Genomic DNA, 13,460 nt, shown 5'->3' with positions numbered 1-13,460 from the left:
TGCACCGGAGGTTTTTTACATGAATCCGGGAAACGGGTGGATCGTCACGGCAGTAAGAGAAACGCAGGTGAACATACATTGAGAAAACTCCGCTCTAAGCTTCTGGTAATCACCTTAATCATAACAGCGCTCCCACTGCTGATTTTTGGAGTGGTTTTGTTCGAATCGCAGCGTTCAGAAATGGAATCCCAGCTTGAGGGTTCTTTATTTTCGCTGTCCAATAATCTGTCATTGACGATGGAGAGCGTTTTATCGGAACGAATGAATGACCTGGACATGATGACAATGAATCCTGTTCTGCAGGATGAGAACGCAGCGCCTTCCGACATACGAAACGAACTCGAGCAAATGGTGGAAGCAGAAAATTTATATATGGGAATTGTTTACATAGATACAAATGGAGATATTGTTACGTCCACCCGGGATGAAGTGATAGGCAAAAACGTCTCCGACCGCGTATGGTACCAGAAGGCACGGGAGGGGAATCCAACGCTTGAAGAAGCGTTTATAGATCCCATTTTAAAGCAGCCAATCATTCCTCTGGCAGCACCGGTTGAAAATGATGCAGGCAGAGTGACAGCGGTGATTTCTCCCTCCATTAATGAAAATGCGCTATGGGAGGTGCTCTGGCAGCGCCTGAATAAAATGGGCGAGCATGAACGTTTTTCCGGCCAGGCCTTTGTGGTTAATAATGAAGGAGAATACATTGCCTATCCCAACTCGGGCTACGTGCTCGAGGAAAGCTTTCTTGAAGAGCAGGGGATGGAAGAGAATTCTATTGAGGAACTGATCGCCGGGCAGGAGGAGCAGCTGATCGAGCACGGAAACGATGTTTCCGTAATCACCCCGGTGGAGAACGTAGGGAGTCTGGCAAATGAATGGTACGTAGGCTATACAGTGCCAAAAAGCGGATTTTATGCGAATCTCCGGCAGCTCGTCTACAGCTACCTGTTTGTTTTCAGCGTTGTTTTAATTATTACGGTGTTTGCCGTTTTTAAGCTGTCCAAATACATTGTGCATCCTGTCGAGCGCCTTGCAGAAGCGACAAGCCGTTTTGCTATAGGCAAAAAGGTATTTCCGCTGCAGACGAATGCCTACGAAGAAGTGGATGTGCTGACTAATACATTTAACCATATGTCAGAGCAGCTTGAAGAGCGGGAGCGGGGACACCGCCAGTCCACGATGATTCTGGAAACGACAGATAATGGAGTAATAGCTGTCTCCAGGGATTTTACGAATATCACCACGTTTAATGCCACGTGTGAAAAACTGTTTGGACTCGACCGGAAAGACGCACTTGGTCACTCCGTGCAGCAGGTAATGGAAAAATCTGAAGATTTCCGGAATTTTGCCCGTGAAATAGAAGAACACCGCCTGAACGACATGCAGCTTGAGATGAAGGAAATCGAAGTGCCAATCAACGAAAAAAACCGGACCTTTCTGGTGAATATGACAATTCTTCCTCCCGTGGATGCTCAGAAGTCCTCTGAGGGCATTGTACTTATATTTAACGATATTACAGAAAAGAAGGACATGGAAAATGAGCTTGTCCGGAGCGAAAAGCTGAAAATGGTCGGACAGCTGTCTGCAGGATTTGCGCATGAAATCAGGAATCCGCTCACGACCATAAAAGGATTTGTGCAGCTGTTCCGCCAGTCGGCGAAGAAGGAAAAGGACATTCAGCATTACGATTTAGTGCTTAACGAAATTGACCGGATGAACAGCATTGTGGAGGATTTGCTGGGTCTTGCCAGACCTACCGGCTCCGGGGATGAACACGGTATTCAGGTGAACAGTCTGCTTGAGGAACTGCTTGAATTGTACAGTCAGCAGGCTGTGAAAAACAAAACGTTCATTTACACGAATTTTGGTGATCTTCCGGAAATAATCGGGGATCGCAAGAAATTATCCCAGGTGTTTGTGAACCTGATCAAAAATGGCCTGGAGGCAATGCCGGAGGGAGGCGTGCTGCGGGTGGAAACATCCATGCACTGGACCGGGGAACCGTATTTTGAAGTGAAAATAAAGGATACGGGAAGCGGTATGAGTGAAGAGCAGCTGCAGAAGATCGGAAACCCTTTTTATACCACCAAATCAAATGGAACCGGTCTCGGGCTGATGACCGTGTTTCAGATTGTGGAGGATTTTAAGGGCACGCTGGAGGTGGATTCCACTCCTGGCAGCGGAACCGAATTCAATGTGCGTCTGCCGGCGCAGCTGGCCGGGGAATCGATAAGCAGTGACAGTCAAAACGCAAATTAAAGGCGCCTTCACTTAAGGCGTCTTTTTTGCGTAAACAATGTCTCGACAGACACTGGAAGCATCGCCGGCGGCTTACGTTTTCTTCTTGGCTGGTTTGATCTGGCGGTACACGTCCGCCAGGGCTTTTTCAAATTTGCTGTTGCTTTTTGGTTCGTAGTACTGCTCGTTTTTGAGCTTGTCCGGCAGGTACTGCTGGGAAACCCACCCCCGTTCGTCGTTGTGCGGGTACTCGTATTCGCTGCCGCGGCCGAGGGCTTCTGCCCCTTTGTAATGCGAATCCCGGAGGTGGGAGGGGATAGACGGCGTGCCTGCCTTCAGCATCGCCTCCCGGGCGGCATCAAGCGCTTTGTAGGCGCTGTTTGATTTTGGGGAGAGGCAGAGCTCTATGACGGCATCTGCGAGCGGGATTCTTCCTTCAGGGAAGCCCAGCCGTTCGGCGGCTTCAACAGCAGCCAGGGCTCTTGGTGCTGCCTGGGGGCTTGCCAGCCCGATATCCTCATAGGCGGTGACGATAAGCCGGCGGCCGATGCTGACTAAGTCCCCTGCTTCAATTAAACGGGCCAGGTAATGCAGCGCGGCGTCAGGATCACTGCCCCGAATAGATTTTTGGAAGGCGGAGAGCACATCGTAATGGTGATCGCCGTCTTTATCATGAGTGAAACGCTTCTGTTGAATGCATTCCTCAGCGACACTCTTAGTAATGCGGATGATGCCGTCGTCATCCGGCTTCGTACTTAGTACGGCAAGCTCAAGCGCATTAAGCGCAGCACGCACATCGCCTCCGCCCGCTTCGGCCAGATGTGTATGTGCCTCCCCGGTTATTTCCGTCCGGTACGCGCCCATCCCATTCTGCGGATCATGGAGGCTGCGTTCGATCAGCTGTTTCATTTCCGGTATGGAAAGCGGCAGCACCTCAAATATATGTGTGCGGCTGCGTATCGCGGGGTTAATAGCATGATAGGGATTGGCAGTAGTAGCGCCAATCATAATGATCAGCCCACTCTCAAGGTAGGGAAGCAGAAAATCCTGTTTCGTTTTATCGAGCCGGTGCACTTCATCCATAATGACAATAAGCTGATCGGACATTTTGGCTTCCTGAACGGCGAGTTCCATGTCTTTTTTATTGTTCATAACGGCGTTCATTTTTTTAAAGGCAATGTCTGTACTTCCTGCGATGGCAGAAGCAATCGATGTTTTTCCAGTGCCCGGGGGGCCATACAAAATCATGGAGGAAAGCTTTTTTGTTTCCACCATACGCGCAATCATTTTGCCTTCCCCGAGAATATGCTCCTGGCCGGCGACTTCTTCGATAGAGCCAGGACGCATCCGGTAGGCAAGAGGCTGTTTGGATGACATAGAGTTTCTCCTTTCATATACGTTTCATGTTGAAATTGTATCATGTTTTCTCATTTATGAGGATGAACAGCGTACTGCAGGTATGATATACTAGCATTAATTCCAACTGTTTTTATCAGCATTAGAAAAGGGCAGCCAGGTGACAAAGCAACTAATCAATCAGCGGGATCATTGAAGACGTAACAGGTAATGACAGGCCTGACAGGAAGGGATGACGGCATTGAAAATTTCAACTAAAGGCAGATACGGATTGACGATTATGATGGCGCTCGCGAGAAAGCATGGAAGCGGCCCCACGTCCTTAAAATCAATTGCACGGGACCATAACCTTTCCGAGCATTATTTGGAGCAGTTGATTGCTCCGCTTCGAAACGCGAGCCTCGTGAAAAGCGTAAGGGGGGCCTACGGCGGCTATATGCTTTCCAAAGAACCGGCTGACATTACAGCGGGAGATATTATCCGTGTCCTTGAAGGCCCGATCAGCCCGGTCGAAGTCCTCGATGACGAAGAGCCGGCTAAACGGGACTTGTGGCTGAAAATCCGGGATGCCGTGAAGGATGTACTCGATAGTACTACCCTTGATTATCTGGCGGAGTATCAGGGTGACGAAGAACAGGAAAATTATATGTTTTACATCTAAGCCCTGAAGCTCGGGCGCATATATGCGAAATCTCCATGCTGCATAAGGGCATGGAGATTTTTATAATGGTGTTTTTCACAAAATGCTATCACATGGTCTTCATTGCAAAATAAAATGCTTGCGCCGGGGTTAAAGATCATATTTAAGTGCAAGCTCGGCTGCCCGGAGCCTTGTGTCGACTGTTTGATGCTCTTCAAGCAGCTCCCTGACCGTTTCAATCGCTTTGCCCTTCAGCACGCCGCCGCTGATAAACGCTACATCAAAGATGATTTCATTCAGCACGTCCAGGTGATGGGTTAAGTCTGTAATAGTTTTTGGCGAGCGCAGGGAGGCCTGCAGCTCTTTACTGAAATCATTACGGTTGAGCGGCTCTTTATTAAAAAACCAGCTGACGGTCTTCTGATGGGGATAGCCGAGCCCCTTTTTCTGATTATCAACGTTTGGTACATAAATATACTGTGAGGTAACCGTGCAGAAATAAACGTCACGGTTGTTGTCGTCCGGAACAATCACAAGGTCGTCCAGTTTCATCTGGGAAATAAAATTGTACACGTTGGTGGCACCTTCATCCATATCAAAGCGGGCCAATTCTTTTTTGACCTTTTCGTAGCTGAGCCCGTTCAAGGATTTGCCGATAGGATATCCAATAGCGATAAAGTCATATTCCAGAAAATTATGCAGCTGGTTGGTGCCGTTAGGTAAAGGCCGGAGCATCCAAACATTTTTCACTCACACATCCCGCACTTTCATAAAATAATAGGAAACAAAATATATATTACACGGGAAATGAAAGCACAGGCAAGGAAATAGACAAAAAATCTCCTATTTGTTAATGTGAAAAATAATGTTATCACGATTATATGAAATAACTCCATTAGGAGGAGAAGAATATGCCTGCGATATATGCAGATCACGCAGCCACAACGCCGCTTCATCCAGAAGTGGCTGAAACGATGATCGAGTCTATGAAAGAGCCGGCCGGAAACCCTTCGAGTGTACATGAGTATGGGCGGATGGCCAGGAAAAGACTTGACAGGGCCCGGCGCAAAGTGGCTTCATCCATAAATGCAAGTCCGAAAGAAATCGTATGGACGAGTGGAGGTACAGAAAGCAACAATCTGGCCCTCCGCGGCTTTATGCACGCGAATCAGGAAAAAGGAAAGCATCTAGTGACAAGTGCCATCGAGCACCATGCTGTTTTGCACACAGCCCAGGCGCTTGAGAGAGAAGGCTTTCAGGTCACGTACGTCCGCCCTGATGAACAGGGCGTGGTGCCGGTGCAAAAAATTATGGAAGCAGTAACTGCGGAGACGATACTTGTTTCATTAATGCATGTAAACAATGAAACAGGAGTGGTGCAGCCTGTCCATGAAGCAGCCGGAAGGCTTGCGGAAAAAGGAATTGCTTTTCATACCGATATGGTGCAGTCCTATGGACTGCTGCCGGTCAACGTAAAAGAAACACCGGTGACAATGGCTACCATGACGGCCCATAAAATCAATGGGCCGGCAGGAGCTGGGTGTTTATTCGTGCGTCAGGGTGCAAAAATTCGCCCGGAATTAACAGGCGGAGAACAGGAAAGAAGACGCCGGGCAGGCACGGAAAACGTGGCCGCTGTCGAGGGCTTTGCCAGTGCCGTTGAGCTGCAAATGAACAGTCTGGAGAAACGCCGGCAGGAGCTTGAATCGCTCAGGGAGGCTTTTTTAGCCGAACTTGACCGTAGCGGGAGCCTGTATCAGATCAACGGCCGGGAAGCAGAAAAAAGTCCGCATATTCTAAACGTATATTTCCCCGGTATTCAGCTTGAAGCATTTCTTGTGCAGATGGATATGGAAGGAGTTTCCGTCTCAAGCGGATCGGCATGCACCGCCGGAACTGTAGAGCCATCTCACGTGCTTGAAGGAATGTATGGAAAAGACGAACGTATCTATGAATCCGTCCGGTTCAGCTTTGGGTACGGAAACACCGTGGAAGAAATGAAAATCGCTGCCCAGGCGGCAGCGAAAATAAGCCGGAAAATGAAGGAAAAGGAGGCTCTGAAATGACCAATGCAGATACACGAATTGTTGTGGGGATGTCCGGGGGAGTGGACTCTTCCGTTACGGCCGCTCTATTAAAAGAGCAGGGCTATGAAGTGATCGGTATTTTCATGAAAAACTGGGACGACACAGATGAGTCCGGAATGTGTACGGCTACTGAAGACTACGAGGACGTCATTGCGGTATGCAACCAACTGGATATTCCCTACTACGCCGTAAATTTTGAAAAGGAATACTGGGACCGGGTCTTTACGTACTTTCTGGAGGAATACAAAGCCGGCCGCACGCCGAATCCTGACGTGATGTGCAATAAAGAAATAAAATTTCGTGCGTTTATTGACCACGCGTTTAATCTCGGGGCAGACTACGTCGCGACCGGGCACTATGCACGCGTCAACCATACCGAAAACGGGACGTACCTCCTGCGCGGAGTGGATAACAACAAGGACCAGACGTATTTTTTAAACCAGTTAAGCGAAGAACAGCTGAGCCGTGTGCTGTTTCCACTCGGAGAGTATGATAAATCCGAGGTCCGGAAAATGGCGGAGGAACGGGACCTTGAAACCGCTGGAAAAAAAGACAGCACAGGAATATGCTTTATAGGAGAGCGGAACTTCAAGGATTTCCTGCAGGAGTATCTTCCCGCACAGCCGGGTATCATGGAGAGTCCTGAAGGAAAAGAGAAGGGCCGCCACGACGGGCTGATGTACTACACGCTCGGCCAGCGCCAGGGGCTTGGCATCGGCGGGTCCGGCGAACCGTGGTTTGTTGTGGACAAAGACATGGAACGAAATGTTCTGATTGTCGGGCAGGGCGGCAACCACAGGCGATTGTATTCGGAGCAGCTGACTGCCTCTGAGCCTAACTGGATTCATGAGCCGGAGTCCTTTCCGTTTTCATGCACCGCGAAATTCCGGTACCGTCAGAAGGACCAGGGCGTTACCGTGCATCAGAAAACAAATGGAGAACTGCTCGTAGAGTTTGATGAACCGCAGCGGGCAGTGACTCCGGGACAGGCTGTTGTCTTTTACGACGGCGATGTGTGCCTTGGAGGCGCAACAATAGAAGAGGCGATGATGAAGGAAAGCGTTGCAACGTAACGTTTTCCTTTTTCTTGGTTTATTCAGTGTGCCGGGGAGGCTTTTCAATCACCCCGGATCGTGAAATAATACAGTAAGAAGACTTGAAAAGGATGATAGTATGGATAAAAATCAGCAGGCAATGGAGCACTTACAAAACGGGGAGTTTGAAGAAGCAGCAAGGCTTTTGAACGAGCAGATGGAATTGGAGCCAAATGATCCTGTCGCGTACATAAATTTTGGTAATCTGCTTGCCGAAGCGGGGGAAGACGACAAAGCCATCCGTTTTTTCACCAAGGCACTGCAAGTAGATGAAACGGCTGCAACAGCCTATTACGGGGCTGGTAATGTACTATATAACCGGGAGGAGTACGCCGAGGCCATTACGATGTATAAAGGAGCCCAGCAGCAGGGGCTTGAAGACTCGAGTCTGTTTTTTATGCTCGGACTGAGCTACCTGCAGTCCGACCGTCTTCCGTACGCTATTGCTAATTTCAAGCGCTCCGTGGAGCTCGATGAATCAGACGCCGAAGCCAGATATTACTATGCGCTGTCGCTCGCCCAGCAGGAGGAGGTCGATCAGGCTGAAGCAGAATTTAAAAAAGTGGTGGAGCAGGACCCGGACCATGCCGATGCCCATTACAATCTGGGAGTGGCTGCTCTGTTTAATGAACGGGCGGAAGAAGCACTCAGGTTCTTCGAGAAAGCACTTGAAGCAGAGCCTGAACATGCACTGGCAGAAAACGGCAGACAGCAGGTTCAGCAGCTGCTCAGCGAAAAGTGAGGTTGTGCTATGGAGAACGGACACGATGAACAGGAACTGCTCGAACCCTACGTCCTCGGCACGGTGCAGCACGTTATATTCCGGAATGAAGAAAACGGCTACACCGTAGCGAAAGTGAAAATTAAAGAATCGATACCCTCCTTTGATGAAAGCACAACGACCATTGTTGGCATTCTTCCGACGGTGGAGGCAAATGAACGGTACCGCTTTAACGGCGAGATTAAACAGCATCCGCGGTTTGGCACCCAGTATCAGGTCATTTCTTATCAAAAGGAAATACCGACCGAACGATCAGCGTTAATTGACTACTTATCGAGCGACCGATTCCCGTATATCGGGCCAAAAACAGCAGAAAAACTGGTTGATCGCTTTGGGGCAAAAGTGATTGATGAAGTGCTTGAGCGTCCGGAAGCGCTTGAAAAAATCCCAGGCCTAAATGAAGAAAAGCGCAAACAAATCCGCACGGCTATGCTCGAAAATCAAGGCATGGAGCATGCCATGACCCTTCTTGTACGCTACGGCTTTGGTACCGATCTGGGCGTGAAAATATACAATCAATACCGCGAGCGGACGCTCGATATTATTCGGCATGATCCCTATCAGCTCGTCTGGGACGTGGACGGGGTCGGGTTTACAAAAGCGGACCGGCTCGGGGAAAATACCGGCATCCAAAAAAATGACCCAAGCCGTCTGAAGGCGGGAGTGCTGTTTGAACTGTATGAACGGACGATGCAGGACGGGCATGTGTATATTCCGAAGCAGCAGCTGCTTGACAGCGCAGAACAGCTGCTTGCAGACCCTGCTGTTACCATTGATCAGCAGGAGCTGAAGCTTGTCCTGCAGGAGCTTGTAAACGAAGAACGGGTGCAGATTGACGATGATCGTGTGTATATTGCCTCTTTGTATTTTGCGGAAAAAGGGTTTGCAGGTAGGGTGCATAAGCTGCAGGAGGAAGCAGAAGAAAAAGAACATTCCCAGGCAGATCTGCTGCAGGCTCTCGGAAAAGTGGAAGAAAAATTTGATATTGAGTATGCCGAGCAGCAGAAAGAAGCGATCCATACGGCTATGGAAGAGCCGGTAATGCTTCTTACCGGCGGGCCGGGAACCGGTAAGACTACGATCATCCGGGCCATCGTGGAAGTATACGCGTCGCTGTATGATGTTTCGTTGGATCCTTCCGAATATTCAGGCAAGAAGCCCTTCCCTGTATTGCTTGCTGCGCCGACCGGACGGGCGGCGAAACGGATGAAGGAGTCCACCGGCCTGCGGGCAGTGACGATTCATAAGCTTCTCGGGTTTAGCGGGGAAGGAGAGAACGAACTGTTTGAGAAGGATGAGTACGAGCCCCTCGAAGGGGAACTGCTGATTGTCGACGAAGTGTCCATGGTGGACATGTGGCTTGCAAATCAGCTGATTCGGGCGGTCCCGAAGGGAATGAAGGTCGTGTTTGTGGGCGATGAAGACCAGCTCCCTTCGGTAGGACCGGGCCAGGTGCTTGGAGATCTGCTTGAAGCCGGTACTATACCGACCGTGAGCTTATCGGTGGTGTACAGGCAGACCAATCAGTCGTCGATTGTAGAGCTGGCCCACGCGATGAAGGAAGGGGGGCTCCCGGACGATTTTGAACAGCCGTTTGAAGACCGGCGGTTTTTCCCGTGCACGAAAGGCCAGGTGGCCGATGTGGTGGAGAAAACGTGTGCCGGCGCCATTCGGAAGGGCTACGATCCGATGGATATTCAGGTGCTTGCCCCGATGTACCGCGGGGAGGCAGGGATCCACGCCTTAAATGAACGTCTGCAGGAAATGTTTAATCCCCGGACGCCTCAAAAGCGGAGTGTAACCTTCGGCGACGCTGTTTACCAGAAGGATGATATCGTTCTACAGCTCGTAAATAACGGTGAAGAAGGGATATATAACGGAGATAAAGGCGTGCTCGAAACTGTCTTTGAAGCAAAAGAAACTGTTGATAAAGAAATGCAGATTGTTTTTTCCTTTGATGAAAAGGAAGTCAGCTACACACGCCAGGACCTTAAACAAATAACTCTTGCCTACTGTACTTCTATTCATAAGGCGCAGGGAAGCGAATTTCCCATCGTGGTCGTCCCGATGCTGATGTCCTACCGGCGGATGCTGCGCCGTAATTTGTTGTATACAGCGATAACACGGGCAAAGGACTATTTAATTCTCTGCGGGGAAAAGGAAGCATTTATGTATGCGGTAAAGCAGGAGTCAAAAAATGAACGGTATTCGTATCTTCGGGAACGCCTGAAGAACCGGGAAGAGGATCCGGATGAGCAGGCTTGACAGAAAATACGGTTTCCGATATAACTGAAACAGAATAATAAAAACAGTGATGGAACGAGTACGGCGGATATATTCTCACAGAGACCGGCAGCAGTGGCTGAAACTGCCGGAGAATAACCCGCCCGAACGCTGCTCCGGAGTGCAGGCAAACCCTGTCGGATGATCCACGTTACGGATGCTGAGTTGGCCGTTTTTATATGCGGCAACCAGGGTGGTAACGCGAGCACACTCGTCCCTGTTTTCAGGGGCGGGTTTTTTAATGTAATTTAAACAAAAATGAAAAACTCACGGGAGGCTGATCAATAATGCCAGCATTAACATCTACTGAAGTCCGGCGGCGCTTTTTGGACTTTTTTGAGGAAAAAGGACATACCATTGAGCCGAGCGCCTCGCTCGTTCCGCATGAGGATCCGACGCTTTTATGGATCAACAGCGGGGTCGCTACGATGAAAAAATATTTCGATGGACGGGTGATTCCTGAAAATCCGCGGCTTGCGAATGCGCAGAAATCCATCCGGACAAACGATATTGAAAACGTTGGAAGAACGACGCGCCACCACACCTTTTTTGAAATGCTCGGCAATTTCTCGATTGGCGATTATTTTAAAAAAGAAGCCATCGAATGGGCGTGGGAATTTTTAACGTCGGAGCGCTGGATAGGCTTTGACGAAAACCGGCTGTCGGTTACCGTTCATCCGGAAGATGACGAAGCGTACCAGTATTGGAGAGAGATTATCGGCCTTCCGGAAGAACGGGTGATCCGTCTCGAAGAAAACTTCTGGGATATCGGCCAGGGGCCAAGCGGACCGAACACGGAAATCTTTTATGACCGCGGAGACAGCTGGGGAAATGACCCCCGGGATCCGGAGCTGTACCCTGGAGGAGAGAACGAGCGTTATTTAGAGGTGTGGAATCTCGTATTTTCGCAGTTTAATCATAACGCCGATGATACGTACACTCCGCTGCCAAAGAAAAACATTGATACCGGCATGGGGCTTGAACGGCTTGTGACCCTCGTTCAGGACGTACCAACAAATTTTGATACCGATCTTTTCCGGCCGATCATCCGAAAGGTAGAAGAGGTATCCGGAAGAACGTATGGAGAAAATGAAGAGCAGGATATTGCTTTTCGCCTGATTGCCGATCATGTCCGGACAGTCAGCTTCTCCATCGGGGACGGGGCCCTTCCGTCCAATGAAGGGCGCGGTTACATTCTGCGCCGTCTGCTCCGCCGTGCGGTGCGTTACGCCGGCTGGCTCGGGCAGGAGGAGCCGTTCATGCACAGGCTTATAGGCATTGTGGGCGAAATCATGGAAGATTATTATCCGGAGGTTCGTGAAAAGCAGTCCTTTATTGAACGTGTAGTGAAAACTGAAGAAGAACGTTTTCATGAGACGCTGACCGATGGGCTGAAAATGCTGCGACAGGTAACAGAAAGAGCCCGAAACAAAGGAGAAACAGTCATTTCCGGTAAAGATGTTTTCCGCCTGTACGATACGTATGGATTCCCGCCTGACTTAACGGCAGAATACGTAGTAGACGAAGGGTTCGCGGTGGACAATGAAGAATTCGAAGTGGAAATGGAAGCCCAGCGGAGCCGGGCACGTGCGGCTAGAAAAGACAGCGGTTCGATGCAGACTCAGGAGTCGCTTTTGACAGATATTGATACAGAGAGCACCTTCGTCGGCTACGAGCATTTTGACGTGGAGACAAGCGTTCAGACGCTGATTCACAATAAAGAACTCGTGGATACAGTCGGAGCCGGAGAGCAGGTGCAGCTCATTCTGGAAAAAACCCCGTTTTATGCAGAAAGCGGCGGCCAGGTGGCAGACCGCGGCACGATCGTAAATGAAGCCGCAGGGATGGAAGCGATAGTGGAAGATGTGCAGAAAGCTCCGAACGGCCAAAATCTTCATACGGTACGAATTGAAAAAGGATCGCTTCGTAAAGGGATGCATGTACGGGCATCCATCGAAGAAAATACGAGAAGAAGCATTATTAAAAACCACACGGCGACCCATTTGCTGCACCAGGCCCTTAAGGATGTGCTCGGGGAGCACGTTAACCAGGCAGGATCGATTGTGACAGATAACCGCCTCCGTTTTGACTTTTCCCATTTTGGGCAGGTCACTGCAGAGGAAATAAAGCGGATCGAATATCTTGTAAACGAAAAAGTGTGGGGCAATGTGTCGGTTCTGATTGAAGAAAAAGGAATCAATGAAGCGAAGCAGATGGGCGCCACTGCGTTGTTTGGGGAAAAATACGGGGAAAGAGTTCGCGTAGTACAGATCGGCGACTACAGTATTGAACTGTGCGGCGGCTGTCATGTCGGCAGCACCTCCGAAGTCGGAGTGTTCAAGATTACAGGAGAATCGGGAATTGGTGCCGGCACCCGCCGAATAGAAGCTGTTACCGGCCAGTACGCGTATGAATACTTTGAAAGCAGAATGCAGCTGCTTGAAGAAACAGGCAGCATCGTCCGCTCCCGTGCCATTGACGATATCCCGCAGCGTGCAGAAGCTCTGCAGGAGCAGATTAGAAGTCTCCAAAAAGAAAATGAATCGCTGTCGCAGAAGCTGAGTAATCTCGAAGCCGGGGATCTTGCAGACGCGGCCGAGGAAATAAACGGCATTCCGGTTATTGCCAAAGAGCTTCCAGGAGCAGATAAGGATACGCTGCGGCAGACCGTAGATGAACTCAAGCAGAAGCTTGGAAGCGGTATTGTCGTGCTTGGAACATCGGAGGGGGAAAAAGTACAGCTTATTGCCGGAGTAACTAAAGATCTGACTGAACGGTACAAAGCAGGAGATATTGTGAAAAAAGCAGCGGAAGTTTGCGGAGGCGGCGGAGGCGGCCGCCCGGATATGGCTCAGGCAGGAGGAAAACAGCCTGAAAAGCTTACAGAAGCATTGGAAGAAGCGAAGAACTTTATCTTAACCCTTTCCTAAGTGCCCCTATCTCATGTACAATATAATCGTCTATACAGTAATCGTATT

Annotated in this window: 9 protein-coding genes; 7 read left to right on the top strand and 2 right to left on the bottom strand. The window is 49.7% G+C overall.

Annotation, left to right across the window (positions count from 1 at the left end; genetic code table 11):
* Positions 1-78: 78 nt before the first annotated feature.
* A complete protein-coding gene (locus SIC45_RS10395) occupies positions 79-2,262 on the top strand; it encodes an ATP-binding protein (RefSeq protein WP_319632104.1) in 2,184 nt (727 codons plus the stop codon).
* A gap of 72 nt (positions 2,263-2,334) precedes the next feature.
* Here the strand turns inward: SIC45_RS10395 and SIC45_RS10390 are convergent, their stop codons facing one another.
* Positions 2,335-3,618: a replication-associated recombination protein A gene (locus tag SIC45_RS10390; protein ID WP_319632103.1), complete on the bottom strand. Its 1,284-nt coding sequence runs from the start codon at positions 3,616-3,618 to the stop codon at positions 2,335-2,337.
* Between the two features lie 220 nt (positions 3,619-3,838).
* On the opposite strand from SIC45_RS10390, the gene cymR reads away from it, so the two are divergent.
* Positions 3,839-4,258 (top strand): cysteine metabolism transcriptional regulator CymR, encoded by a 420-nt coding sequence (cymR, locus tag SIC45_RS10385; RefSeq protein ID WP_027847299.1) that lies wholly within the window; start codon positions 3,839-3,841, stop codon positions 4,256-4,258.
* Positions 4,259-4,387: 129 nt separating this feature from the next.
* Here the strand turns inward: cymR and SIC45_RS10380 are convergent, their stop codons facing one another.
* Complete coding sequence (locus SIC45_RS10380; RefSeq protein WP_298788038.1) at positions 4,388-4,987, bottom strand: hypothetical protein; 600 nt, start codon at positions 4,985-4,987, stop codon at positions 4,388-4,390.
* A gap of 161 nt (positions 4,988-5,148) precedes the next feature.
* Here SIC45_RS10380 and SIC45_RS10375 point away from each other — a divergent pair, with 161 nt between their 5' ends.
* The 5 genes from SIC45_RS10375 to alaS all read left to right on the top strand — a co-directional run bounded on the left by SIC45_RS10375 (position 5,149) and on the right by alaS (position 13,412).
* Entirely contained in the window at positions 5,149-6,303 is a 1,155-nt protein-coding gene (locus SIC45_RS10375; RefSeq protein WP_319632102.1) for a cysteine desulfurase family protein, read from the top strand.
* Entirely contained in the window at positions 6,300-7,397 is a 1,098-nt protein-coding gene (gene mnmA, locus SIC45_RS10370; protein WP_319632101.1) for a tRNA 2-thiouridine(34) synthase MnmA, read from the top strand. The genes SIC45_RS10375 and mnmA overlap by 4 nt, the downstream gene beginning before the upstream one ends.
* 100 nt (positions 7,398-7,497) lie before the next feature.
* Positions 7,498-8,160, top strand: a complete 663-nt coding sequence (locus SIC45_RS10365) for a tetratricopeptide repeat protein (protein ID WP_319632100.1) — start codon at positions 7,498-7,500, stop codon at positions 8,158-8,160.
* Between the two features lie 9 nt (positions 8,161-8,169).
* Complete coding sequence (locus SIC45_RS10360) at positions 8,170-10,464, top strand: ATP-dependent RecD-like DNA helicase (RefSeq protein WP_319632099.1); 2,295 nt, start codon at positions 8,170-8,172, stop codon at positions 10,462-10,464.
* 305 nt (positions 10,465-10,769) lie between these two features.
* On the top strand, positions 10,770-13,412 hold the full coding sequence (gene alaS, locus SIC45_RS10355) for an alanine--tRNA ligase (protein ID WP_319632098.1): 2,643 nt from the start codon (positions 10,770-10,772) through the stop codon (positions 13,410-13,412).
* Positions 13,413-13,460: the final 48 nt, after the last annotated feature.

This window comes from Marinococcus sp. PL1-022 (genome assembly GCF_033845285.1).
Taxonomy (GTDB): domain Bacteria; phylum Bacillota; class Bacilli; order Bacillales; family Marinococcaceae; genus Marinococcus.
This window is presented reverse-complemented; position numbering and strand designations above follow the sequence as displayed.

What these genes read in the sequence shown, in the direction of transcription:
- SIC45_RS10390 (WP_319632103.1), bottom strand. Translation starts at nt 3,618, where the DNA reads ATGTCATCCAAACAGCCTCTTGCCTACCGGATGCGTCCTGGCTCTATC.
- SIC45_RS10375 (WP_319632102.1), top strand. Translation starts at nt 5,149, where the DNA reads ATGCCTGCGATATATGCAGATCACGCAGCCACAACGCCGCTTCATCCA.
- mnmA (WP_319632101.1), top strand. Translation starts at nt 6,300, where the DNA reads ATGACCAATGCAGATACACGAATTGTTGTGGGGATGTCCGGGGGAGTG.
- SIC45_RS10365 (WP_319632100.1), top strand. Translation starts at nt 7,498, where the DNA reads ATGGATAAAAATCAGCAGGCAATGGAGCACTTACAAAACGGGGAGTTT.
- SIC45_RS10360 (WP_319632099.1), top strand. Translation starts at nt 8,170, where the DNA reads ATGGAGAACGGACACGATGAACAGGAACTGCTCGAACCCTACGTCCTC.
- alaS (WP_319632098.1), top strand. Translation starts at nt 10,770, where the DNA reads ATGCCAGCATTAACATCTACTGAAGTCCGGCGGCGCTTTTTGGACTTT.